At 72.1% G+C, this 23,662-nt stretch carries 20 protein-coding genes; 12 read left to right on the forward strand and 8 right to left on the reverse strand.

Annotation, left to right across the window (positions count from 1 at the left end):
* Positions 1-1,104 (reverse strand): DUF222 domain-containing protein (locus IEX22_RS07630; RefSeq protein ID WP_188667749.1); only part of this gene is annotated, 1,104 nt, incomplete at its 3' end.
* A 388-nt stretch (positions 1,105-1,492) separates the two neighbouring features.
* Between IEX22_RS07630 and IEX22_RS07635 the strand changes: the two genes are divergently transcribed.
* The 6 genes from IEX22_RS07635 (at position 1,493) to gdhA (ending at position 8,689) form a co-directional block, all read left to right on the forward strand.
* Positions 1,493-1,858 (forward strand): hypothetical protein, encoded by a 366-nt coding sequence (locus IEX22_RS07635; RefSeq protein WP_188667750.1) that lies wholly within the window; start codon positions 1,493-1,495, stop codon positions 1,856-1,858.
* A gap of 208 nt (positions 1,859-2,066) precedes the next feature.
* Positions 2,067-3,347, forward strand: a complete 1,281-nt coding sequence (locus IEX22_RS07640; RefSeq protein ID WP_229659869.1) for an MFS transporter — start codon at positions 2,067-2,069, stop codon at positions 3,345-3,347.
* 69 nt (positions 3,348-3,416) lie between these two features.
* A complete protein-coding gene (locus IEX22_RS07645) occupies positions 3,417-5,009 on the forward strand; it encodes a purine-cytosine permease family protein (RefSeq protein ID WP_188667752.1) in 1,593 nt (530 codons plus the stop codon).
* On the forward strand, positions 4,990-5,973 hold the full coding sequence (locus IEX22_RS07650; RefSeq protein ID WP_188667753.1) for a polysaccharide deacetylase family protein: 984 nt from the start codon (positions 4,990-4,992) through the stop codon (positions 5,971-5,973). Before IEX22_RS07645 ends, IEX22_RS07650 begins: the two co-directional genes overlap by 20 nt.
* Positions 5,970-7,235 carry an aminopeptidase P family protein gene (locus IEX22_RS07655; protein ID WP_188667754.1) on the forward strand — a complete coding sequence of 422 codons (1,266 nt, stop codon included), beginning with the start codon at positions 5,970-5,972 and terminating at the stop codon, positions 7,233-7,235. Before IEX22_RS07650 ends, IEX22_RS07655 begins: the two co-directional genes overlap by 4 nt.
* A 113-nt stretch (positions 7,236-7,348) precedes the next feature.
* A complete protein-coding gene (gene gdhA, locus IEX22_RS07660; RefSeq protein WP_188667755.1) occupies positions 7,349-8,689 on the forward strand; it encodes an NADP-specific glutamate dehydrogenase in 1,341 nt (446 codons plus the stop codon).
* A 27-nt stretch (positions 8,690-8,716) separates the two neighbouring features.
* On the opposite strand, the gene IEX22_RS07665 is transcribed toward gdhA, so the two are convergent.
* Positions 8,717-10,324 carry a phospholipase D family protein gene (locus IEX22_RS07665; RefSeq protein WP_188667756.1) on the reverse strand — a complete coding sequence of 536 codons (1,608 nt, stop codon included), beginning with the start codon at positions 10,322-10,324 and terminating at the stop codon, positions 8,717-8,719.
* A gap of 61 nt (positions 10,325-10,385) precedes the next feature.
* On the opposite strand from IEX22_RS07665, the gene IEX22_RS07670 reads away from it, so the two are divergent.
* A complete protein-coding gene (locus IEX22_RS07670) occupies positions 10,386-11,180 on the forward strand; it encodes an IclR family transcriptional regulator (RefSeq protein WP_188667757.1) in 795 nt (264 codons plus the stop codon).
* Positions 11,181-11,490: 310 nt separating this feature from the next.
* On the opposite strand, the gene IEX22_RS07675 is transcribed toward IEX22_RS07670, so the two are convergent.
* The 3 genes from IEX22_RS07675 to IEX22_RS07685 are packed head-to-tail and all read right to left on the reverse strand — an operon-like array spanning position 11,491 to position 14,219.
* Positions 11,491-12,201 (reverse strand): hypothetical protein, encoded by a 711-nt coding sequence (locus IEX22_RS07675; protein WP_188667758.1) that lies wholly within the window; start codon positions 12,199-12,201, stop codon positions 11,491-11,493.
* A gap of 60 nt (positions 12,202-12,261) precedes the next feature.
* Positions 12,262-12,891: a response regulator gene (locus IEX22_RS07680; protein WP_188667759.1), complete on the reverse strand. Its 630-nt coding sequence runs from the start codon at positions 12,889-12,891 to the stop codon at positions 12,262-12,264.
* A complete protein-coding gene (locus IEX22_RS07685; RefSeq protein WP_188667760.1) occupies positions 12,888-14,219 on the reverse strand; it encodes a sensor histidine kinase in 1,332 nt (443 codons plus the stop codon). The genes IEX22_RS07680 and IEX22_RS07685 overlap by 4 nt, the downstream gene beginning before the upstream one ends.
* 194 nt (positions 14,220-14,413) lie before the next feature.
* Here IEX22_RS07685 and IEX22_RS07690 point away from each other — a divergent pair, with 194 nt between their 5' ends.
* A complete protein-coding gene (locus IEX22_RS07690) occupies positions 14,414-15,475 on the forward strand; it encodes an ABC transporter permease (protein WP_188667761.1) in 1,062 nt (353 codons plus the stop codon).
* Entirely contained in the window at positions 15,472-16,182 is a 711-nt protein-coding gene (locus tag IEX22_RS07695; RefSeq protein ID WP_188667762.1) for an ABC transporter ATP-binding protein, read from the forward strand. Before IEX22_RS07690 ends, IEX22_RS07695 begins: the two co-directional genes overlap by 4 nt.
* 13 nt (positions 16,183-16,195) lie before the next feature.
* On the opposite strand, the gene IEX22_RS07700 is transcribed toward IEX22_RS07695, so the two are convergent.
* Both IEX22_RS07700 and speB read right to left on the reverse strand, forming a co-directional pair.
* Entirely contained in the window at positions 16,196-17,860 is a 1,665-nt protein-coding gene (locus IEX22_RS07700) for a thiamine pyrophosphate-binding protein (RefSeq protein ID WP_188667763.1), read from the reverse strand.
* Positions 17,850-18,878: an agmatinase gene (speB, locus tag IEX22_RS07705; protein ID WP_188667764.1), complete on the reverse strand. Its 1,029-nt coding sequence runs from the start codon at positions 18,876-18,878 to the stop codon at positions 17,850-17,852. The genes IEX22_RS07700 and speB overlap by 11 nt, the downstream gene beginning before the upstream one ends.
* 251 nt (positions 18,879-19,129) lie before the next feature.
* Here speB and IEX22_RS07710 point away from each other — a divergent pair, with 251 nt between their 5' ends.
* Positions 19,130-20,704, forward strand: coding sequence for a sodium:solute symporter family protein (locus tag IEX22_RS07710; RefSeq protein WP_188667765.1), 1,575 nt, complete (start codon positions 19,130-19,132; stop codon positions 20,702-20,704).
* 103 nt (positions 20,705-20,807) lie between these two features.
* Here the strand turns inward: IEX22_RS07710 and IEX22_RS07715 are convergent, their stop codons facing one another.
* Positions 20,808-21,380 (reverse strand): helix-turn-helix domain-containing protein, encoded by a 573-nt coding sequence (locus IEX22_RS07715; RefSeq protein WP_188667766.1) that lies wholly within the window; start codon positions 21,378-21,380, stop codon positions 20,808-20,810.
* Positions 21,381-21,541: 161 nt separating this feature from the next.
* Between IEX22_RS07715 and IEX22_RS07720 the strand changes: the two genes are divergently transcribed.
* Both IEX22_RS07720 and IEX22_RS07725 read left to right on the forward strand, forming a co-directional pair.
* Complete coding sequence (locus IEX22_RS07720) at positions 21,542-22,678, forward strand: VIT1/CCC1 transporter family protein (RefSeq protein WP_188667767.1); 1,137 nt, start codon at positions 21,542-21,544, stop codon at positions 22,676-22,678.
* 334 nt (positions 22,679-23,012) lie between these two features.
* Positions 23,013-23,657, forward strand: coding sequence for a GntR family transcriptional regulator (locus IEX22_RS07725; protein WP_188667768.1), 645 nt, complete (start codon positions 23,013-23,015; stop codon positions 23,655-23,657).
* Positions 23,658-23,662: the final 5 nt, after the last annotated feature.

Raw genomic sequence — 23,662 nt, forward strand, 5'->3', positions numbered from 1 at the left:
GCCACGTCCCTCCCCCACGCCGGCGAGCAGATCCGCCAGCACATCGACCCGCACCTGGGACAGGGTCCGCCGATCACCACCGTCATCGGTGCCCCCCGGCCCCTCACCCACCGGGGCCCGCACCGCACCAGGCCCGGAATCCGGCGAGGATCCCAGGCCGAACGACGAACCGGGACCGAACGACGAACCGGGACCATCGGCCTGGGCCGTTGTCTCCCGGGCCAGGGCCGAGAGGCGAGCGTCGATGGTCCACGCCGCCGCGGCCGGCAACAATGCCGTCAACCGGGCCATCCCGTCCCGGTCCGGCGTGACCCGCACGAACCGGTTCGCCTGGGCCGCTGCACACCGCTGAGCGAACGACCGGGGATGACAGCGCTCCCGCACCACACGCGCCCTCGACAGCAACTGCGCGCGAGTCTGCCCTCGCCCGGCCGCCCGCAGCAACGTTCCCTCGGTCACCGCGATCGCCCGTTCCAGGCCTTCCTGGGACTCGGAGTCCACACAGGCGGGCAGGTCTGCGGCGTACTCCGCCGTTGCCTCGGCGATCACCTGGGCAGCCGTCCCCGCGATCACTCCCGCTTCCAGCGCCGCCACCGTGCGCGGCAGGTGACCCGTGAAGAGTTCCGCTCGCTCCAGCAGACCATGAGCAGCACCCTCACTGACCTGCAGGGCGCACGCGATCTGCGCGACGCCGTCCCGCTCGCCCACCGCGACGCGATCGCGCCGTGACAGACCCGCTGCCTCGGTTCCGTCGTCCACCATCATCGGATGCGTCTCGATCCACCGACCGTGATCCGCAACCGCCGCCCGCGCCGTCGTCTCGGCCACCCAGTGCCGCGCCCACCACAGCCATGCCTCCAGGCGCCGGATCCCCTCAAGCGCAGTCACGGCCCGCTCGAGATCCACCGCGGATGCTGTTCCACCGTCATCGCGGAGCTCGACGAGCCGCGACACCAGCGCGACCGGGTCCACGCCGCCGGACGCCGGCTCGCCCGGGCGGGAACCGTCGGTGATTCCGGACGCGTCGGGCAACGGAGGCAGCAGGTCCTCCAGCCCCGGCAACGCCGCCGGAACCGGACCCTCGGGGAGCGGAATCTCCTCCATGACCCCATCCAACCCGTCACCACCGACATTTCCCGCACCAGGGTCCGCAACCGGGGACGGCGGCATCGGGACCGGGGACGGCGACACCGGGACCGGAGCCGAGCACGGCACCCCAACCGGGGACGGCGGCACCGGAACCGGGGACGGCGACACCGGGACCGGGGACGGCAGCAGGGTCGAGGCGTCTGCAGCAGCGGTCGGTGCCGCTGCTGCAGACGGTTCTGGTGCCGGCGGCCGCACCGCACGGGCGGGATCGACCGGCGCAACCCGCGCGGAGGACCGACCAGGCCCGGCACCGGATCGCCCCGAACCAGCACCCGGCGGCACGCCGCCGGCCAGCCCCGGCAACGCCGCCGGAACCGGACCCTCGGGGAGCGGAATCTCCTCCATGACCCCATCCAACCCGCCACCACCGACATTTCTCCGGCCGCACTCTGCAACCCCGCAGCGGCCGACGTTCGCCGACCAGTGGCGGCCCATGCTGGCCATCGGCGCCGACATCGCCCTGACGGCGCTCCCCTTCTCCACCTCCATGACGACGTTCCTCGGCCAGGTGGTGAAGCTGGACCTCTCCGCCGTCCTGCTGTCGAAGGTCGTCGCCCGTGCTGCCCGCCGCGGCACCCCGCCCGCCACGGGGACGCCCCGGCAGCAGAGCCGCCCGGCGGACCACGGATGCCCGTCGTCGGACGGCGCCCGCGGTCCGCGTCGTGTTACCGGCGAGTTTCCACAGCAGGCTGACATATCAGTGAGGTGAAATCTGGCGATCAGTTCGATAAAACCGCCGGGTAACCCTTGTCGCGCCCGTCCGCATATGCCTAATGTGTGATGCATCACTGTTGCGTTCCTCGCAACAATTAATCCCCACCCGACGCGGAAGGCGGTCGTCCGTGGAGTCCTCCCCCACCACTCCGAACAGCCCGGTCACGACCTCCTTCGGTCCCGGCCCCGAGACGGCGGCCGTCATCACGGTCGACGCCGGCGTCCGGCGCCGGGTCGTCGGAGCGAGCTTCATCGGTAACTTCGTCGAGTGGTTCGACTACGCCGTGTACGGCTATCTCGCCGCCGTCATCGGCGCCGTGTTCTTCCCCGAGTCGGACAAGCAGACCCAGCTCCTCTCGACCTTCGCGATCTTCGCGATCTCCTTCATCATCCGGCCCCTGGGCGGCTTCTTCTGGGGCAGCATCGGTGACAAGATCGGCCGGCGCGCCGCCCTCTCCTGGTCGATCCTGATCATGTCCGTGGCCACGTTCTGCATCGGCCTGCTGCCCACCTACGCACTCGTCGGGGTGCTCGCCCCCCTCCTGCTGCTGCTGGTGCGCGTCGTGCAGGGCTTCTCCGCCTCCGGCGAGTACGCCGGCGCCTCCGCCTTCCTGGTGGAGTACGCCCCGGCGAACCGGCGCGGCCTCTACGCCGCCGTCGTGCCCGCCTCCACCGCGGCCGGCCTGCTGCTCGGCTCGCTGCTGGCGGCCCTGCTCACCGCGGTGCTCTCCACGCAACAGCTCTCCGACTGGGGCTGGCGCCTGCCGTTCCTGCTGGCGGCCCCGATGGGCCTGATCGGCCGCTACATCCGCACCCGGCTGGAGGACACCCCCGCCTTCCGGCACCTGGCCGAGAAGGACCACGCGGTCAAGGCTCCGGCCCGGGCCATGTTCCGCGACCACTGGCGCACGCTGCTGCTCGCCGCGGGCGCCGTGCTCCTGAACGCGGTCGGCTTCTACGTCATCCTCAGCTACATGCCCACCTATCTGGCCGAGGAGATCGGGCTGGACGCGACGGCGTCGTTCCTGGCGACCAGCATCGCCCTGCTGACCTATATCGGCTTCATCTTCCTCACCGGCGCCCTCTCGGACCACTACGGCCGCAAGCGGGTGCTGGTCGCGGCGAGCGTCTGCTTCGTGGTCTTCACCGTGCCCGCCTTCCTGCTGCTCGGGACCGGCAACTTCCTGGCCATCCTCGTCGTCGAGGTGTTCCTCGGAGCGATGCTGACGCTCAACGACGGCACGTTGCCGAGCTTCCTCGCCGAGCTGTTCCCGACGACGGTGCGCTACAGCGGATTCGCGGTCAGCTTCAACCTGTCCAACGCCCTCTTCGGCGGCACCGCCCCGTTCGTGGCCACCTGGCTCATCGCCCAGACCCACAACGACCTGGCCCCGGGCTTCTACCTGATGGCCGCCGCCGTCATCTCCCTCGTCGCGGTGCTCTTCGCCCGCGAGACCTCGCGCACGCCGCTGCGCGAGTCCTGAGTCCCCCGTCCGTTCCGTTCACCCACCCCAGCCACCATGCGTTCGTCGCCACGTCACGAAGGGTCGATCATGAAAGAAGCAGCCTCCAGCTCGGAGACCGTCACGCAGGAGGTCGAGGACACCCTGCAACCGGTGCCCGAGCACGCCCGCACCACGAAGCTCTCCGGGCAGTTCTGGATCTGGGCGGGCGCCAACGTCGCCCCGATCAACTGGATCCTCGGCGCGCTGGGCATCCAGCTGGGCCTGAGTTTCGCCGACACGATGACCGTCCTCATCATCGGCAACCTCATCGGCATGGCCGGGTTCGGGTTCTTCGTCCTGCTGGGACAGAAGACCGGCGCCACCGGCATGCTGCTCGCCCGCGGGGCGTTCGGCCGCCGCGGCGGCTACCTGCCCGCCGCCATCCAGGCCATCGTCGCCATCGGCTGGGCCGCCGTGAACACCTGGATCATCCTCGATCTGGTGATGGCGCTGTTCGGCCTGATCGGCTGGGTCGACCCCGCCCAGCAGAACCTCGGCTGGCGCCTCGGCGTGGCCGCCGTCATCATGGCCATCCAGGTCATCATCTGCTACCGCGGCTACAAGGCCATCGCGCGGTTCGAGCGGTGGACGATGCCTCCCACCCTGATCGTCCTCGTCGCCATGTCGATCATCGCCTGGACCCAGCTGGACATCGACTGGAGCTACGCCGGGCCTGCCGGCGCCGTGCTGACCGGCGGCGAGCGCTTCGCGGCCATGTCCGGCATCATGACCGCCATCGGCATCGGCTGGGGCATCGGCTGGTTCACGTACGCCCCGGACTACTCCCGGTTCGTCAGCACGTCCGTCAAACCGGCGAAGCTGTTCGCCACCAGCGCCCTGGGCCAGTTCCTTCCCGTCGTCTGGCTCGGCCTGCTCGGCGCGAGCCTGGCCACCAAGAACGGCGCGGCGGACCCCGGTGAGCTGATCGTCTCCAACTTCGGCGTGATGGCGATCCCGGTCATCCTGCTGGTCATCCACGGCCCCATCGCCACGAACATCATCAACATGTACACGTTCTCCGTGGCCGTGCAGGCCCTGGACGTGAAGATCTCCCGCAAGGCCCTCTCCATCGTCGTCGGCGTGCTGGCGATGGTCGGCGTCTGGCTCTTCACCCTCACCCCGGACTTCGGCGAGACGCTCGACTCGTGGCTGATCAGCATCGTGGCCTGGGTCGCCACCTGGGGCGGCATCATGGCGGTGCACTACTTCGTGTTCGAGCGGCATCACCGGAACTTCGACTACCTGTTCCTCTCCCCCACGGACACCCACCTGAAGGCGTTCAACCCCATCGCGTTCATCGCCTTCTTCGCCGGGATCATCGCGACCTGGCTGTTCATGTACGGCGCCATCCCGGCGTTCCAGGGCCCGATCGCCACCGCGATGGGCGGCGTGGACCTCTCCTGGCTCGCCGGCACCGTGGTCGCCGCCGGTCTCTACCTGGCCCTCGGTTGGCCCCGGTTCAAGTCGCGGATCCACGCGGGCGTGCCCCTGGGCATCCGGCAGGACCTGTCCGACCGCGAGGTCCTGAACACCCGCGGCAACGCCGTGATCCCCCGCCCGGACCAGGTCCCCGCCGGCGAGACCGCCTCCGCGACCGCCGCCGACACGGAGGGAACCGGGAATGCCCCTGTCCACGCCTGAGTGGCCCGGCGCCCACCGCAGCGCCGCCGCCTTCACGTTCGACGTCGACGCCGAGGCCGGGGCCATCGCCTTCGACCACACCTCCGTCGACCGGATGTCGCTGATGACCCATCAGCAGTACGGTCCCACGGTGGCGGTGCCGAAGCTGCTCGCGATGCTGCGGCGGCAGGACGTCAAGGCCACGTTCTTCGTCCCCGGCTACACCGCCGAGCTGCACCCGGACATCGTCAAGGCGCTGATCGACGACGGGCACGAGATCGGCCACCACGGGTACCTGCACGAGAACACGAAGGGCATGTCCGAGGCCGACGAGGCGGACATGATCGACCGGGGCCTGGACGCGCTCGACGCCGTCGCCGGCGTCCGTCCGGTCGGGTACCGGGCGCCGTGGTGGGAGTACAACTGGCACACCACGAAGCTGCTGGCCGAGCGCGGATTCCGGTACGACTCGAGCCTGCTCGACGGCGACGCCCCGTACCTCTACGCCGGCGAGGGCATGACGGACGGTGAGGCCCTCGTCGAGGTGCCGATCGACTGGGCCCTGGACGACTGGGAGCAGTACGCCTTCTACCCGGGTTGGACCGGGTCCGGCGTGATCGAGTCGCCCGCCAAGGCGCTCGAGCTGTGGACACTGGAGGCGCAGGCCTCCAACGTCGCCGGCGGCGCCTTCGTCCTCACCAACCACCCGTTCATCTCGGGCCGCCCCTCCCGCCTGACCGCCCTGGAGTCGCTCGTCGAGCGGGTCAAGAGCCTGGACGGCGTGTGGATCACCACCCTCGAGCAGATCGCCGAGCACGCGCGCACGGTCCTCACGGACGTGCACCGGCACCAGCGACTGCCCGACCCAGGACCGCTGCCGGGCCAGCCCGGCAGCACCACCGGCACGGTCGCGCCGGCAGCGCAGGAGCTGCCGGACACCGACAACGACCCCCGGTATGTCAGCACCATGACAGGAGAGCAATGAGCACCACCACGAACGCCGGAACCAGCACCATCAGCGACGTCAGCGAGCTGGAGCGCCTCAAGGTCCTGCACAACGGCACCAAGGAGCCGCTGACCTTCTCCGACGCCGAGTTCGAGCGCCGGCTCGCCGGGCTGCGGCGGATCATGGCGGAGAAGGACCTCGACGCCGTCATCCTCAACAGCTACCAGGGCATCAAGTACTACAGCGACTTCCTGTTCACCTACTTCGGCCGGTCCTACGCGCTCGTCGTGACCCCGGACGACCAGGTGACGGTGACCGCGAACATCGACGCGGGCATGCCGTGGCGGCGCAGCTACGGCGAGAACGTCGTCTACACCGACTGGCGGCGGGACAACTTCCAGTTCGCCCTGCAGGAGGTGCTGCGCACCCGCGGCATCAGCGCCCGCCGGCTCGGCGTCGAGGACGACACGCTGCCCGTGCTGCACCGCCAGCGGCTGCAGGACGCGTTCGCCGACGCGGAGCTGGTCGACATCTCCCAGGCCGCCATGCGGCAGCGGATGATCAAGTCCGCCGAGGAGATCGAGGTGATCAAGCACGGCGCCCGCATCGGCGACCTCGGTGGCGAGGCGATCAAGGCGGCGTTGCGCGAGGGCATCAGCGAGTACGAGGTGGCCCTGATCGGCGTGGAGGCGATGACGCACGAGATCGCCCGCACCTTCCCCGACTCGGAGATCCGGGACACCTGGGTGTGGTTCCAGTCCGGGATCAACACCGACGGCGCCCACAACTGGAACACCACCCGGAAGCTCCAGCGCGGCGACATCCTCTCGCTGAACTGCTTCCCCATGACCAGCGGCTACTACACCGCGCTGGAGCGGACGATGTTCCTCGGGCAGCCGGATCCGAAGTCGCTGGAGCTGTGGAAGATCAACGTCGAGGTGCACGAGGCCGGCCTCGAGCTGATCAAGCCCGGCGCCGTCTGCAAGGACATCGCCGCCGAGCTGAACAAGATCTACACGGGCTACGGCCTGCTGCCCAACCGCACCTTCGGCTACGGCCACTCCTTCGGCGTCCTCTCGCACTACTACGGCCGCGAGGCCGGCCTGGAGCTGCGCGAGGACATCGACACCGTGCTCGAACCGGGCATGGTCGTCTCGATGGAGCCGATGATCACCGTCGCCGACGGCGAGCCGGGCGCGGGCGGCTACCGCGAGCACGACATCCTCGTCGTCGGCGAGGACGGCGCCGAGAACATCACGAAGTTCGGCTACGGCCCGGACCACAACATCGTCGACGCCTGATCACCGGTTCCGCCGGTGACGCGTCGTCGCGTCACATCGACGCCCCGGGCCCTGCTGCCCGGGGCGTCGTCGTTACGGTGGAGGAAACCGCCCGTTCGATCCGAGGAGCCCCCGTGTCCATCACCGATCCCCATCTGCAGGCCGTCCACCAGGAACTGCTCGACCGCAACCCGGCCGAGCCGGAGTTCCACCAGGCGGTGCGCGAGGTGCTGGAATCGCTGGGGCCCGTGGTCGCCAAGCACCCCCAGTACGCCGACGCGGCGATCGTGCAGCGCATCTGCGAGCCCGAACGGCAGATCATCTTCCGCGTGCCCTGGATCGACGACGACGGCCGGGTCCGGCTCAACCGCGGCTTCCGGGTGCAGTTCAACTCGGCGCTCGGCCCGTACAAGGGCGGGCTGCGCTTCCACCCCAGCGTCAACCTCGGCATCGTGAAGTTCCTCGGTTTCGAGCAGATCTTCAAGAACTCGCTCACCGGCATGCCCATCGGCGGCGGCAAGGGCGGCTCCGACTTCGACCCCAAGGGCCGATCCGACCGCGAGGTGATGCGCTTCTGCCAGTCGTTCATGACGGAACTGCACCGTCACATCGGCGAGGAGGTGGACGTGCCCGCGGGCGACATCGGCGTCGGCGGCCGGGAGATCGGGTACCTGTTCGGGCAGTACAAGCGGCTGTCGAACCGGTACGAGTCCGGCGCGATCACCGGCAAGGGTCTGACCTGGGGTGGGTCCCTGGTGCGGACCGAGGCCACCGGGTACGGGACGGTGTTCTTCGCCGACGAGATGCTGCGCACCCGCGGCGAGTCCTTCGACGGCAAGCGTGTCGTCGTGTCCGGTTCCGGCAACGTCGCGATCTACGCGATCGAGAAGGTGCACCAGCTCGGCGGCACGGTCGTGGCGTGTTCCGACTCCAGCGGCTACCTCGTGGACGAGGACGGCATCGACCTCGAGCTGCTCAAGGAGATCAAGGAGGTGCGCCGGGAGCGGGTCAGCGCGTACGCCGACCACCGCGGCCGGCTGGTCACGAACGGCTCCATCTGGGACGTCCCGTGCGACGTGGCCCTTCCCTCCGCCACGCAGAACGAGCTGCCCGAGTCCGGCGCGGCCGCTCTCATCGCCAACGGTTGCCGGTACGTCGCCGAGGGGGCGAACATGCCGACCACGCCCGAGGCGATGCACCTGCTCACGGAGGCCGGCGTGGCGTTCGCCCCGGGCAAGGCCGCCAACGCCGGCGGCGTGGCGACCAGCGCCCTGGAGATGCAGCAGAACGCCTCGCGCGACTCGTGGACGTTCGAGCACACCGAACGCCGGCTCGCCCAGATCATGCGGGACATCCACGACCGGTGCGCCGAGACGGCGGACGAGTACGGCTCGCCGGGCGACTACGTCGTCGGCGCGAACATCGCCGGGTTCCTGCGGGTGGCCGACGCGATGGTCGCGCTCGGCGTCATCTAGGCCGCGATCCCGGTGCGCCGGGCCGGGTCAGAACCGGTCGCGGCGCTTCAGCCCGCGCGGGCGGCCGTCCGGGTCGTGCAGCGTGCGGTAGAGCACCTCGGCCCACGCCCGGGTCAGCGGCGAGAGGTCCGGGGTCTGCAGGCGGCGGAGCCGGCCGGGCGGACGTGGACCCCGCCGGCCGCCGTCGTACCAGTGCTCGAGCGCCTCGACGGCGGCGGCGTAGGCGCCGAACATGTCCGCCTCGTCGAGGCAGTCGGCCATGATCTGCGCGAGCCCGTCGTCGTCGACGCCGTCCGGCAGTTCGCGGTCCAGGTGCTCGGCCGCCAGCCGCAGCCGCAGCCGCCGGGCGTAGGCCGAATGGCCCTCGCCGGCGTCGTCGATCACCGCGGCGGAGAGCTCCGAGTCGTGGGTCCACGAACGGCGGTTGAAGTTGTCCGAGCCGACCGAGGCCCAGGTGTCGTCCATGATGCACACCTTGGCGTGCACGTACACCGGTTGCCCGGCCCGGTTCTCCAGGCCGTAGAACGCCACCCGCTCCGGGGCGGACGCGGTGATCAGCCGGAGCGCCCGCTCGCGGCCCACCAGCTGCGGGATCCGGCCGGTCGCGCCGCCCTGGTCGGTGAAGCGGGGCAGCACCCCGAGCACGTGCAGGCCGTCGCTGGTGCGCAGGGCGTGGTCGAAGCGGTCGGCGACGTCGGTGGACCACAGGTACTGATCCTCGATGTAGACCATCCGCCGCGCGTGGTCCAGGGCCTTGGTGTAGCCGCGGGCCACCGAGCGCTCCCCGCCGACGGCGAAGGGGTAGTCCATCCCCCACCGCAGGTCCGGGTAGGTCCGCAGCAGCTGCACGTGGTGGGTGGCGCCGTCGACCGGCGCGGGGGCCGGGGTGCGCTCGGGCAGGGGGTCCGGGGTGGTGTCGTCGCGGGCCAGCGCGTCGCGCAGCCGTCGCCACGGGGACCGGGTCAGCGGGGTCGGGTCCTCCCAGCGCTCGCGGAACACGGTCTCGACGTCGTGGACCGCCGGGCCCTGGATGGCCAGCTGCACGTCGTGCCAGGGCGGAGTGTCCCCGTACTCGTCGGCCATGGCCTGGGGCTGGGGGTCGCCGCCGTGCCGGGCGTCGTCCCGGCGGGAGTGGCACAGGTCGATGCCGCCCACGTAGGCGATGTCGTCCTCGGGCCGGTTCCGGTGCCGCAGCACGACGAACTTCTGGTGGTGGGAGCCCATGGTGCGCACGCGCATGTCCAGCAGCGTCTCCGCGCCGTGGTCCTGCAACGCCTGGATGAGGTGCCGGTTCTGCTCGGCGGAGAAGTGCAGCTTGTCCCAGTGGGAGCGCCACACCAGGCCGCGCACGTCGACCCCGCGCTCGTCCGCCCGGCCGAGCACCCGGGAGACCTCGCTGCCCGGTTCACCGGTCATCCGCTCGTCCGGGTCGCCTCGCCAGTCGGTGAACAGCAGCAGATCCCCGGAACGCATCGCCTCGATGCGCTCGTACAGCTCCGCGAAGTAGACCGCGCCGTGGATGAGGGGACGGACGACATTGCCCGACGAGTGGGCCTGCTGACCCGGATGCGGGTCGTCCAGCCTGGTGTGACGGTTGTCCCGTTCGTACTTGCGCAGGTACCAGGACGTCGACACGGCACCATGCTATGCCCGCGTCACCGGCGGTTCCGGCTCGCCGGGACAGCAGAATGGGCAGATGAGCATGGGCAGTGACGACGATCTGGGTGGCCGTGGGCCCTCCGCCATCACCAACGCCGTGGCCATCCTGCGGTGCTTCACCGTGGATGAGCCCAGTCTCGGGGTCACGGAGATCGCCGCGAGGATCGGGGTGCACAAGAGCACGGTGTCCCGCGTCCTGGCCAATCTCGAGGCCGAGGACCTGGTGGAGCGGGACCCGGTGACCCGCCGGTTCCGCCTGGGGGTCGGCATCATCGCCGTCGCGGGTCCGCTGTTGGCGCGATTGGAGGTGCGGCGGGTCGCCTACCCGGTGTTGAACGGGCTGGCGGAGCGGACCCGGGAGACGGCGGCGCTGATGGTGTGGGACGGTCACGGCGCGGTCTCCGTGGAGCAGATCCCCAGCACGCGGCTGATCAAGCACACCGCGGCGCTGGGCAGCCGGTACACGACCACCCAGAGCGCGAGCGTCCTGGTGTTCCTGGCGGCGATGGCGGACGACGACGTCCGCGCCCTGCTGCGCAGCGGGTCGGTGATCGGGCCGCAGCACGACGACGAGGCCCTGGCGGAGCTGATGGACCGCCTCGCCGCGGTGCGGGCGGAGGGCTACGCCGTCAACTACGGCCTGACCTCGGACGACGAGGTGGGAATCGCATCCGCGGTGCAGGACCACCGCGGCGCGGTGGTGGCGGCGGTGCTCGTGTCCGCGCCCCGCTACCGGACTCCGCTGGAGGACGTCCCGGCGCTGGGCACCGCGTGCCGTGAGGCCGCCGACGCCGTCTCCGGGCGGCTGGGCGGCCGCCCCTGGCGCGGGTAGGAGCCCGACACCGGACGGCGGCCGGGCGGCGCGGGCTTCGCCGAGCCGGTCCCGCGACACGCCGGCCTCGACGGGGATGTGACGTCGCCCGCGGAACCCGGTCCCACGACACGCCGGCCTCGACGGGGATTTGACGTCGCCCGCGGAACCCGGTCCCACGACACGCCGGCGCCGACGGGGATATGACGCCATATCCCGACAATTCCTGGTGTGTCGTGGGACCCGGTGCGGGCGACGTTGGTGACGCCGGCTCCGGGGGACGCCGTCGTAGGACCGAGCGCCGCCGGAAGCGTCGGAGGGTCCCGACGGGTCAGGCGGCGCCGTCGGCCGGGCGGGGCTGGTCGGTGCCGGGCGGCAGGCCGAGCAGGACACGCCGCTCCAGCGCGGCGACCGCCTCGGCGGGCAGCACGATGATGCCCTCGAGCTCACGCCGGACCCGGCCGTAGGCCACCTGCCGTTCGTTGGCGGTCGCCGCAGGGTCCACGGCCACGCGCAGCAGCTGCCGGGCGTGGGCGAGCCGGCGGCGTTCCTCCTGCGCGTACTGGGAGTCGCGCACGCGCACGGCCTCGCGCTCGGCCAGGTCGAAGGCCACCTCGTACCGGCGCACCGCGTCCCGGTACTCCGCGACCCCGTCGTCGGCCAGCAGCGCCTCCGCCCCGGCCGGTCGCAGCCCGTCCGCGGTGCGCTTGGCCCGGATGAAGTCCACGGTGAGCGGCTGGCGCACGTCCGTCATCATCGGGAAGTCGATGAGCTTGGCGACGTCGAGCTCGTAGGCGAGCCAGCGACCGTTGACGGCGTCGTGATCCGCGATCAGCTGCCGCGCCGCTGCCAGCTGACGTTCCCGCTGCGCGCGCTGCTCGGCACGGGCGTCCGTCCGGCGCGACGCGGTGGGCGGCACCCCGACCGGAGGCTCGAGCGGGGGCAGCCGGAGCCGACGCCGGCGTCGCGCGGCGAACCCGCTGCCGGCGAGCGCCCACACGGGGAAGATCAGCCACCAGGGGAAGGTCGCCCAATGCTCCATGCCGACCATGCTGCTACGCCGGAGCCGCGCCCACCAGAGGGCGCGACTGGCAATGCGCCGTCAGCCCCGCCGGAGGTAGCCCGCCTCCCGGGCGGCGGCGACCGCCGCCGTGCGGGAACTGACGCCGAGCTTCGGATAGATGTGCGCCAGGTGCGACTTGACCGTCGTCTCGCTCACGTGCAGCTCCCGGGCGATCTCGGTGTTGCTGCGGCCCCGTGCGACGAGGTCGAGCACCTCGAGTTCCCGCGCGCTCAGCGCCGTCCGGGTGTCGCGCATCCGGGTCAGCAGCCGGGAGGCCACCGCGGGCGCGAGGGCGGTCTGGCCGACCGCGGCGGCGCGGACGGCGGCGATGATCTCGTCCGGCGGCGCGTCCTTGAGCAGGTATCCGGCGGCACCGGCCTCGATCGCCGAGACGATGTCGCCGTCCGTGTCGAAATTGGTGAGGACGAGCACCGCGGGCGGCTCCGGCAGCGCCCGCAGCGTTCGCGTCGCGTCGGCCCCCTCGAACCGCCGGTCGAACTGCAGGTCCATGATGACGACGTCGGGCCGTCGCTCGCGGGCCGATGCCACGGCCGCGGCCGTGGTGCCCGCGGTCGCGACGACGTCGATGTCCGCCTCGGTGTCGAACAGGGCGCTCAGGCCCGCCCGCATCACCGGGTGGTCGTCAGCGATCAGCACCCGCACGGTCATCGGCGGTCCCCGATCGAGCCGTCGCCGACGGCGGACGTGTCGCCCGCCGCGTCCAGGTCGAACACCGCCACCACGCTGGTCCCCTCGTCCCGGTTGCTCTCCACCATCAGGTCGCCGCCCAGCGCCGCGACCCGCTCCCGCACGCCCCGCAACCCGAACGACATCCTGCCACCGGGGCGCGTCGGCGCGCCGGGCGGGGGCTCCAGCACCGCGTCGACGTCGAAGCCCACCCCGTCGTCGACCACGTCGAGGACGACCTGCCGACCGAGCCGGCTGAGTGTGATGTCCAGGCGGTGGGCATGCGCGTGCTGCTGGACGTTGGCGACGGCGTTCTGGGCCACCCGCAGCAGCCCGACCTCCACCGGCGTGGGCACCGCGGCGAGGTCGGCGAGGTCCGCGGGCAGGTGCAGCTCGACCGCGATACCGCTCTGGGTCCGCGCCGTCTCCGCCAGCCGGGCGAGCGCGGCGGCGATACCGCGCCCGTGCAGGGCGGCCGGCTGCAGCTCGCGGATGAACTGCCGGGTCTCGGCGAGCGCGTCCTGCGCCGCCTGCCTGGCCTGCCCGATGCGTTCGCCCCGCTGCGGCTCCGGCGCCCGGTCGGCGGCGTGCAGCAGCATGATGATGCTCGAGAGGGACTGGGAGACGGTGTCGTGGATCTCCCGCGCCAGCCGGGCGCGCTCCGCCTCCACGCCGGCGGCCCGCTCGGCCTCGGCGAGCGCCGACCGGGTCGCGGTGAGATCCTCGATCAGCCGCTGACGTTCCCGCAGTTCGACCATCAGGGCACGGTACGCGCGGGCGATGACGACGGCGACCGCGGCACCGAGCACCGGACCGAGCACTCCGGCGAAACCGGCGTCGGGGCGGTGGAGCGCGAAGGCGACGATGGCGACGGCGGTGGCCGCCGCCACGGCGAGCACACCCCGCAGCCCGGGCAGCACGTGCATCAGCACGAAGAAGAGCGGGAAGACGAGATAGATCGCCTCGTCGCTGGTCAGGATCAGCGCGAGCCACACGGCGCACAGCACCAGCAGCCAGACGACCGCGCCGACGCCGCCGGCGCGCCGCACACGGCCGGGGCGGGGTTCGACGGCCGGCTCGGGGTCGGACCGCTCGGCGCCGGTCCAGGCGCGGGCCACCACCGCCCCGGCGAACCAGACCCCCAGGAACACCACGGTCAGGCCGAGCGTGAGCAGCGCGGCCGGGAAACCGTCCGCCGGGGCGTTGACCACCACCACGGCGCCGAGGGCCAGCACGAGCACGTGCAGCGCGACGGCGAGGGCGACGGGCACACCGGTCAGCGGCGACCCCGCATGGGCGCGCGAGCTCATCGATCGGTCCGGGAGACGTCCATCCCGGGAAACCTACCGCGCGGCGCCGTCGCCGGCATCGTCCGAAAGGTGGAGCGGTGCGTCGTCCCGGTGGCGGCGGAGAACGGTCCGGGTTCACGATGTGCGCGCGAGGCGCCCGCGGGAGGCTGGATACATCGGCGGTCATCGCCGCGGATCTGAACGAAAGGACTCCCATGTTCGTCGCGTGGCGCGACCTCAAGGCCGCCCGGGGACGGTTCCTGCTGATCGGGGCGGTGGTCACGCTGATCACCGTGCTCGTCACCTTCCTCAGCGGCCTCACCGGTGGCCTGGTGACCCAGAACATCTCCGCCATCACCGGCCTGACCACCGACCGGGTGGTCTTCACCCCCGACCAGGACGGCAAGGCCGGGTATGCGGACTCCACGGTGACCCGCGCCCAGGCCGACGCGTGGCTGTCCCGGCCCGGGGTGCGCACCGTCGACCCGCTCGGCATCACGCAGGGCCGCATCCAGGCGGGCGACCGGCAGCAGACGATCACCTTGTTCGGCGGCGGCCCGGCGGCGGGGACGAGCGCACCGGCCCCCGGCCGCATCGTGCTGCCGGAGACCACCGCCGACGACCTCGGGGTCCGCAGCGGAGATCGGGTCACCGTCGCCGGCCACACCCTGACCGTGGATCGGATCGGGCCCGACCGCTGGTACTCCCACCTGCCCGTCGCCGACGTCACCGTCACCGACTGGCGTCAACTGGCGCCCCCCGGTGCCGGCGCCCCGTTCGGCACGGTGCTGCTGGTGAGCGGGCAGGACGTCGACTGGACCGCCGCGGACGCCGCGGCCGGCACGACGTCGAACACTGTCCTCGCCTCCCTGACCGCCCTCGAGACCTTCCGCTCCGAGGTCGGCTCCCTGCTGCTCATGGTGGCGCTGCTGTTCGGCATCTCCGCCCTCGTCGTCGGGGCCTTCTTCACCGTGTGGTCCATCCAGCGGCGCGGGGACGTCGCCGTGCTCACCGCCCTGGGGGCGACCACGCGCATGCTCGTCGTCGACGCGCTCGGTCAGGCCCTGCTCGTCCTGGTGCTCAGCATCGGCGTCGGCCTCGGCATCACCGTGCTCGCCGCGACCGCGGCCGGCGACGCCCTGCCGTTCCTGCTCAGCCCGGTGACCACCCTGCTGCCCGCGGTGGCGATGACCGTGCTCGGCCTCGCCGGCGCCGCCGTCGCCACCCGTTCCGTCACCCGAACCGACCCGCTGATCGCCCTGGGGAGTGCCCGATGATCGACCTGTCCCACGTCACCCTGACCTTTCCCGACGGGCAGAGCACCGTCACCGCCGTCGACGACGTCAGCCTGAGCGTCCCGGCCGGCACCACCGCCGGGATCACCGGCCCCTCCGGCTCCGGCAAGTCCAGCCTGCTCGCCGTCGCCTCGACCCTGATCCGCCCCCAGGCCGGCACCGTGCACATCGACGGCGTCGACGTCACCGGGCTGGGCCTCGCCGAGCGGACCGCGCTGCGCCGCACCCGCGTCGGCCTGGTGTTCCAGCAGGCCAACCTGCTGCCCGCCCTGACCGCCGTCGACCAGTTGCGCGTGATGAACGAGCTGAGCACGGACCGGCGCCGACGCTCCGCCCGGGCCGCCGTCACCGAGCGGGCCCACGAGCTGCTGGACGCCGTCGGCCTCTCCGGTCAGGCCGACAAGCGGCCCGCGCAGCTCTCCGGCGGGCAGCGCCAGCGGGTGAACGTCGCCCGGGCGCTGATGAACGACCCGGCCGTCCTGGTCGTGGACGAACCGACGAGCGCCCTCGACCGGGAGCGCAGCGCCCAGATCATCGACCTCATCCTCGAGCTGACGGACCGGTTCTCCACCGCGACACTGCTCGTGACGCACGAGACGCGGATCCTGCCGCGCCTGGACACGGCGTGGACCATGGTCGACGGGCGCCTCAGCGCGATGACGGCGGACGAGCTGGCCGCCGTCGCCTGAGGACCGGGGAGGATCAGTCGATGTCCTCGCTCAGGTGGGTCGGGGCGAACATGCGCAGCAGGGTCTCGACGACCACCACGTTCGGGCCCTCGGCCTGCCAGGCCCGGCGCAGGGCGTCGCCGACCTGCTCGGGTGCCACCCGCTCGGCGGGCACCCCGAAGGCGCCGGCGAGCGCGACGAAGTCGGGCCGGGCCAGCTCGGTGGCGGTCGCCTGGCCGAACGTGTCCTGCATGTACTCGCGCAGGATCCCGTAGCCGCCGTCGTCGACGATCAGCCAGGTGACCGGCGCGGCGTGCTGGACCGCGGTGGCGAGCTCGGCGATCGAGTACATGGCGGACCCGTCGCCCGAGACGGCGAGCACCCGCCGCCCCGTGCCCAGCGCCCCGCCGAGGCCGGCCGGGAACCCGTAGCCGAGCCCGCCGGCACCCTGCGCGGAGTGGAACTGGCCGGTCCGCGCGTCCCAGCACGACCAGCCCCAGTACGCGGCGATCGTCATGTCCCAGAACGTCTGTGCGTCATCGGGCACGGCGTCGCGGATCGCGGCCATGAACCCCCGCTCGAGGTCCAGGTCCTGACCGTCCAGCCGCTCGCGCACGGCGGCGAGGGTGCGCCGCACCGTCTCCTCCGCCCGCCCGTCCGGCTCCCGGGCGGGCAGCCGCTCGGCCAGCTGGGCGAGCGCGAGACGGGCGTCGGCCCGCACGCCCAGGGCCGGCCGGTTCGACTCGAGCACCCGTGGTTCGGCGTCGACCTGGATCAGCCTGCCGCGGGGTTCGAGGGTGAAGTAGTTGCTGGTCACCTCGCCGAGGGAGGAACCGACCACGAGCAGCACGTCGGCGTCCTCGAGCACCTCGGTGACGTACCGGTCCTCCACCCAGGACTGCAGGGACAGGGGGTGCTCCCACGGGAACGCTCCCTTGCCGCCGGGCGAACAGACCACCGGGGCACGCAGCGCCTCGGCCACGGTCAGCAGCTCGGCCTCCGCCCCGGCCCGGCGCACGCCGCCGCCGGCGACGATCACCGGCCGCTTCGCGTCCGCGAGCCAGTGCACGGCCTCGTCGACCAGTTCGGCCCGGGCCGGCTGCTCGAGCACCTCGGCGAGGGCGTCGTGCACCGGCGGGACGAACACCTCGTTGAGCAGCACGTCCTGCGGGATCTCGACCCACACCGGCCCGTGCGGCACGGTCAGCGCGTCGCTGAACGCGTCCTGGATCGCCGAGGGGATGCCCGAGGCGTGGTGCACGGTGCGCTGGCTCTTCGTGACGTTCGCGGCCGAGGCCTTCTGGTCGTCGAGCTGGTGCAGCATCCCCTTGCGGCGGGCGCCGAGCCCCTCGAGCGGGATCTGGCTCGCGATCACGATCATGGGCACGCCGGTCGCGTACGCCTCCTGCAGCCCGGCGAGCGCTGTCAGTGCGCCCGGGCCGGTGGAGAGGAACAGGACGCCCACCTCGTCCGTGGCCCGGGCGTACCCGTCCGCGGCGAAGGCGGCGTTGTTCTCCACCCGGGAGGAGACGAAGTCCAGGGTGGAGCGGCTGAGCGCGTCGAACAGGCCCAGCGCGTGCTGGCCCGGGATGCCGAACACGGTGCGCGCGCCGAGCGCCGTGAGCGTCTCGACGACGAGGTCTCCGCCGTTGCGGCGCGCCGCCGGGGCCGAGGTCGGGGTCACCGATTCAGTTGCCATAGGTGGTGCTCGCCTCTCCGTAGGCCGGGCCGCCGGGTGCCGCACCGGCACCGAGGGCCATCACGCTGATCAGGTCGTAGACGACGTGCGCGGCGGCAACGCCGGTGAGTTCCGCGTGGTCGTAGGGCGGGCTGACCTCGACGACGTCGGCGCCGACGAGGTTCAGTCCGCGCAGCCCGCGCAGGATCTCGAGCAGCTCGAGGCTGGTCATGCCGCCGGCCTCGGGGGTGCCGGTGCCCGGGGCGTGCGCGGGGTCGAGGACGTCGATGTCCACGGACACGTACAGCGGCCGGTCGCCGACGCGCTCGCGCAGCAGCGCGACGACGGCGTCGACCCCGAGCCGGAACACGTCGGCGCTGGTGACGATGCCGAAGCCGAAGCGGGCGTCGTCATCCAGGTCCGCCGTGCCGTAGAGCGGGCCGCGGGTGCCCACGTGGCAGAGCGCGTCGGTGTCGATGATGCCTTCCTCGAACGCGCGCCGGAACGGCGTGCCGTGGGTGTAGGCCGCGCCGAAGTAGGTGTCCCAGGTGTCGAGGTGGGCGTCGAAGTGCAGCAGGGCGACGGGGCCGTGCCGCCGGGCGTTCGCCCGCAGCAGCGGCAGGGCGATGGTGTGGTCCCCGCCGATGGTGACGACGCGAGCACCGTCAGCCATCAGCGCCGTGATGCCCTCGTCCACCGTCTGCAGCGCCGCCTCGATGTCGAACGGGTTGACGGCGAGGTCCCCGGCGTCGGCGACCTGCGCGGCGGCGAACGGCGAGACGTCCTGCGCCGGGTTGAACGGCCGCAGCAGCCGGGAGGACTCACGCACGTGGTTGGCGCCGAAGCGGGCGCCGGGCCGGTAGGACACGCCGGTGTCGAAGGGGACGCCGGCGACGACGATGTCGGCGCTGCCGGTGCCGCCGAGCAGCTCGTCCAGCCGCGGTAGCCGCGCGAAGGTCGCGGGTCCCGCGTAGCGCGGCACGAGGGCCGCGTTCACGGGCCCGACGTTGCCGTTCTCGATCACGCGTTCGGGGTTCATGCTGGTGCCTCCTGGCCGGTCGTCCCGTCGTGTCGTGGTGGCCGCCGGACCGTCGTTCGGGGGTGCCACTGGACGAGAAGTTGTGTCATGCGTAACAATCGTTGCATCTAGAGCGAATTCGCGCGAGTGATACCCGCCGGAAACACCGGAGTGTCATCGTGGGGACGCACGATCAGGGCACCGCCCGATCCGTCCCATCCGTCCGATCCACCCCGGGCCACCGTTCGGCCCGCCCCTCATCCGGAGCCCTCATGAACATCGCCATCGTCATCCTCTACCTGGTCGCCATGCTGGCGTTCGGGTTCTGGGGCCGCCGCCGTACCCGCACCAGCTCGGACTTCCTCGTCGCCGGCCGGCGCCTCGGTCCGTTCCTCTACACCGGCACCATGGCCGCCGTCGTCCTCGGCGGCGCGTCGACCGTCGGCGGCGTGGGCCTGGGCTACAAGTACGGCATCTCGGGCATGTGGCTCGTCGTCGCCATCGGCACCGGCGTGATCCTGCTCAGCCTCCTGTTCGCCCCGGCGATCCAGCGGCTGCGCGTCTACACCGTCTCGCAGATGCTCGAGCTGCGGTACGGCTCCCGGATCGCCACGCAGACCTCCTCGATCGTCATGCTCGCCTACACGGTGATGCTCTGCGCCACCTCCACCAGCGCGTACGCCACCATCTTCGTCGTCCTCTTCGGCTGGGACCGCTGGCTGGCCATCGCCGTCGGCGGCGTCGTCGTGCTGATCTACTCGACGATCGGCGGCATGTGGTCCATCACCCTGGCCGACCAGGTCCAGTTCGTCATCAAGACCATCGGCGTCTTCTTCCTCATGCTGCCCTTCGCCCTCAACGCCGCGGGCGGCTTCAGCGACATGTCGGCCCGGCTGGAGGCCTCGTTCTTCGCCTGGGACGGCGCGGGCGTGCAGTGGATCATCACCCAGTTCGTCGTCTACACGTTCGGCCTGCTGATCGGTCAGGACATCTGGCAGCGCGTCTTCACCGCCCGCACCCCGGGCGTCGCCCGCTGGGGCGGCACCACCGCCGGCATCTACTGCGTGCTCTACGGCGTCGCCGGCGCCCTGATCGGCATGGCCGCCAAGGTGGCCCTCGGCGAGATCAAGGTCCGCGACGACGTGTACGCCGAGGTGGCGCAGAACATCCTGCCGATCGGCATCGGCGGCATCGTGCTCGCCGCGGCCGTTGCCGCGATGATGTCCACCGCGTCCGGCGCCCTGATCGCCGCCGCGACGGTGGCCCGCACCGACGTCGTCCCCTTCGTGGCCAGCTGGTTCGGCAAGCGCGTCGACGTGGACACGACCGCCGATCCGGAGCACGACGTGCGCGGCAACCGCGCCTGGGTGCTCATCCTCGGCGTCGTCGCGATCGTGCTCGCGATCGTCGTGACCGAGGTCGTCGCGGCGTTGACCATCGCCTACGACATCCTCGTCGGCGGCCTGCTCGTGGCGATCCTCGGCGGCCTCGTGTTCCGTCGCGGCACCGGCACCGGCGCGGCCGTCTCGATGGTCGTCGGCACCGCGGTCACCCTGGGCACGATGATCGTGCTCGAGATCAACGCCGCGGCGCCGCTGGACGGTGTCTACGCGAACGAGCCGATCTACTACGGCCTGATCGCCTCGGCGCTCAGTTACGTGGTGGTCTCGCTGGTGACCCCGCGCACCCCGGACGCCATCCTCGCGACGTGGGACGAGCGGCGGGCCGGGCGGGGGTACTTCGACGCCGAGGCCGACCCGCGCACCGCGACGCTGCGGACGACGGTGCCCGCCGGCGCGGGTGCGAGCGTCACGACCGCCGTGGACGGCGAGCACCGGGCTCGGTAGCTCCGACGCTCCTCCGGCCCCGTCGGGACCGCGGCTCCTGCCGCGGATCCGGCGGGGCCTCGTCGCGCCCGGCGCAACCGTGAGCCGGCCGGGAGCGGCCCGCTCAGGTGGCGGCGGGAACCAGGGTGAAGGTGACGACCGCCTCGGCCTCGTCCGGGTTGTACCAGCTGTGCGGTTCCCGGCCCGGGAACGAGTAGGTGTCCCCCTCGGCCAGCTCGACCTGCCGATCCGTCAGCACGAGGACCAATCGCCCACGGATCACGTGGATGACGTCAAGGTCGCAGTCCACCGCGTAGAGCTCCGCCTCACCGCGGCCGTGCCCGACGATGGTCGCGTGCAGGATCTGCACCCGGCGCTCGGCCCGGTCGGTGAGCAGCACCTCGGCGATGCCCTCGCCGCCGAGGGAGATGCGGGGGGCGTCGGCGAGGCGCACGTGGTGGGTGCGCGGCGTCGTGAACAGATCGCCGACCGGGATGGAGAGCACCTGGCAGACCGTCACCAGGGAGCTGACGCTCGGCGAGGTGAGATCCCGTTCCACCCGGCTGAGGAAGCCCTTGGTCAGACCCGTCGCCGCCGCCACCTCCTCGATCGTCAGCCGCTGCCGCTGCCGCACCGCCCGCAACCGTGCCCCGATGAGCACGGGCGCGCTGCTCGGCGCCACCGGCAGTTTCTTCATCTCGTCCAACCCTTCGACGCGCCCATCGGCATGCTGGGGCCCGGTCGGAGCCGGGATGGCCTCAAGGTACACGGCGGCCGCCGAACCTCCCAGCCACGCGCCCGGCATGACGTCGGCCACAACACCGGCCGCGGACGGGAGCGCGCGCGTAGAATTCTGCGGTGCCGAAACCCGCTCCCCGCCCGTCCGCCGCCTCCCGCAGCGATCGGCTCCCGACCGAGCAGGCCACCGCGCGCGACGTCCGGCGCTGGCGCCGGTATCTGGCCGAGGAGCGGGCCGAGGGTGCGCTGTACCGGGACCTGGCCGCTCGCCGGCAGGGCGAGGAACGCGCCATCCTGCTCGGCCTCTCCAGCGCGGAGCAGCGGCACGCCGACCACTGGGCCACCCTGCTGGGCGACCGGGCGGGACACCGGGTGCGGCCGTCGCTGCGGTCCCGGCTGCTCGGCTTCCTCGCCCGCCACCTCGGGCTGGTCTTCGTCCTCGCGCTCGTGCAGAACGCCGAGGCGCGGTCCCCCTACGAGTCGGACAAGCACGCCACCGACACCATGGCCGCCGACGAGAAGGTCCACGGCGAGGTGGTCCGGGCGCTGGCCACGCGCGGTCGCGCCAAGCTCTCCGGTTCCTTCCGCGCCGCCGTCTTCGGGATGAACGACGGCCTGGTGTCCAACCTCGCGCTGATCATGGGCATCGGTGCGACGGGCGTCGGCAACGGCGTGATCCTCGCCACCGGCGTCGCCGGCCTGCTCGCTGGAGCGCTGTCCATGGCCGCGGGCGAGTACGTGTCCGTCAAGTCGCAGCGGGAGCTGCTGCTGGCGTCCCGGCCGACCCAGATCACCCTCGAGGCCGCCCCGTACCTCGACATCGACGCCAACGAGCTCGAGCTGGTCTACCGTGCCCGCGGGATGAGCGCCGAGGACGCGCGGCACCGCGCCGCCGAGCGGCTCGGTGCGCACGCCTGCGACTGCGACCCCTCGCGGTCCGCCCACCCGGCACACCTGCCGACGGAGGACCTGCAGGCTCTCGGTTCCGCGTGGTCCGCGGCCACGTCGTCGTTCTTCCTGTTCGGCACCGGCGCGCTGATCCCGATCCTGCCCTACCTCGCCGGCCTCTCGGGGCTGACCGCCCTGGTCGTCTCGGCGGTGCTCGTCGGCCTGGCGCTGCTGGTCACCGGGAGCATCACCGGCCTGCTCTCCGGGGCCTCGCCCCTGCTGCGGGGACTGCGGCAGCTGGGCATCGGCTACGGCGCGGCCCTGGTGACGTACCTGCTGGGCCTGCTCTTCGGCGCCGCCGGCGTCTGAGGCCGCTGCGCCGGTCCGGCGGCGCGTTCGCGGGTCGCCCCTGTTCGCCCAGCCTCGCCGGTCCGGTCGATTCCTCGCCGAGTGGACGGACGCTGCGTCACCGACCACCCCACCGCCGCACCTACCGCCCACTCGACGCGACACCCTCGCCGAGTGGACGAACGCTGCGTCACCGACCACCCCACGGCCGCACCCACCGCCCACTCGACGCATGCGGGTCGCCGCCATCGCGGCCCCACAGCCGCAGTGCCGTCCGGCAGCGGACCGGCGGACAGACATATCAGCGTACGGTGGACTTCTGTATCGATGCCCGTCGAGTCCGAGCGGAGTCCGGATGCCCTCGTCGCCGTCGGCCGGATCCATGGCCGAGCACGCGTACCGTGAACTGCGCGCCCGCATCATCGACCTGCGCCTGCCGCCCGGGACCGCCCTCGACGAGGACGGCCTCCGGGGCGAACTCGGCGTCGGCCGGACCCCGATGCGGGAGGCGGTCAAGCGTCTCGAGGCCGAGCGGATGGTGCAGGTCTACCCGCGCCGCGGCACCATCGTCACCGAGGTCAGCCTGCTCGACCTGCGCGCCATCTCCGACGCCCGCCGGGTGATGGAGGCCTACGCCGCCCGTACCGCGGCCGGTCGCCTCGGGGAGGCCGACCGGGCGCGCTTCGCCGACCTGCTCGAGCGGATCCCCGCCGCGGCGCAGGTGCCGCCCGCGCAGGCGATGGCGTTCGACCGGGAGGTGCACCAGGTGATCTGGGCCGTGATGCGCAACCCCTACCTCGAGGACACCCTCGGCCACTACTTCGACGTCGCCCTGCGGCTCTGGAACTACGTCCTGGACCGGATCCCGCCGATGCACGCGAACGTCGCCGAGCACGCGGACCTGCTGCACGCCATCCTCGACGGCGACGGCGAGACCGCCGGCCGGCTCGCCGAGGAGCACGTCACGCACTTCGAGACCCTGGTGCGCGCCTCGCTCTGAAAGGG

It is taken from the genome of Tersicoccus solisilvae, assembly GCF_014643255.1.
GTDB lineage: Bacteria > Actinomycetota > Actinomycetes > Actinomycetales > Micrococcaceae > Tersicoccus > Tersicoccus solisilvae.

Excerpts from the sequence above, each read along its gene's own strand:
- IEX22_RS07635 (WP_188667750.1), top strand. The coding sequence starts at position 1,493 with ATGACCCCATCCAACCCGCCACCACCGACATTTCTCCGGCCGCACTCT.
- IEX22_RS07645 (WP_188667752.1), top strand. The coding sequence starts at position 3,417 with ATGAAAGAAGCAGCCTCCAGCTCGGAGACCGTCACGCAGGAGGTCGAG.
- IEX22_RS07650 (WP_188667753.1), top strand. The coding sequence starts at position 4,990 with ATGCCCCTGTCCACGCCTGAGTGGCCCGGCGCCCACCGCAGCGCCGCC.
- IEX22_RS07655 (WP_188667754.1), top strand. The coding sequence starts at position 5,970 with ATGAGCACCACCACGAACGCCGGAACCAGCACCATCAGCGACGTCAGC.
- IEX22_RS07670 (WP_188667757.1), top strand. The coding sequence starts at position 10,386 with ATGAGCATGGGCAGTGACGACGATCTGGGTGGCCGTGGGCCCTCCGCC.
- IEX22_RS07675 (WP_188667758.1), bottom strand. The coding sequence starts at position 12,201 with ATGGAGCATTGGGCGACCTTCCCCTGGTGGCTGATCTTCCCCGTGTGG.
- IEX22_RS07680 (WP_188667759.1), bottom strand. The coding sequence starts at position 12,891 with ATGACCGTGCGGGTGCTGATCGCTGACGACCACCCGGTGATGCGGGCG.
- IEX22_RS07685 (WP_188667760.1), bottom strand. The coding sequence starts at position 14,219 with ATGAGCTCGCGCGCCCATGCGGGGTCGCCGCTGACCGGTGTGCCCGTC.
- IEX22_RS07690 (WP_188667761.1), top strand. The coding sequence starts at position 14,414 with ATGTTCGTCGCGTGGCGCGACCTCAAGGCCGCCCGGGGACGGTTCCTG.
- IEX22_RS07695 (WP_188667762.1), top strand. The coding sequence starts at position 15,472 with ATGATCGACCTGTCCCACGTCACCCTGACCTTTCCCGACGGGCAGAGC.
- IEX22_RS07700 (WP_188667763.1), bottom strand. The coding sequence starts at position 17,860 with ATGGCAACTGAATCGGTGACCCCGACCTCGGCCCCGGCGGCGCGCCGC.
- speB (WP_188667764.1), bottom strand. The coding sequence starts at position 18,878 with ATGAACCCCGAACGCGTGATCGAGAACGGCAACGTCGGGCCCGTGAAC.
- IEX22_RS07710 (WP_188667765.1), top strand. The coding sequence starts at position 19,130 with ATGAACATCGCCATCGTCATCCTCTACCTGGTCGCCATGCTGGCGTTC.
- IEX22_RS07715 (WP_188667766.1), bottom strand. The coding sequence starts at position 21,380 with ATGAAGAAACTGCCGGTGGCGCCGAGCAGCGCGCCCGTGCTCATCGGG.
- IEX22_RS07725 (WP_188667768.1), top strand. The coding sequence starts at position 23,013 with ATGCCCTCGTCGCCGTCGGCCGGATCCATGGCCGAGCACGCGTACCGT.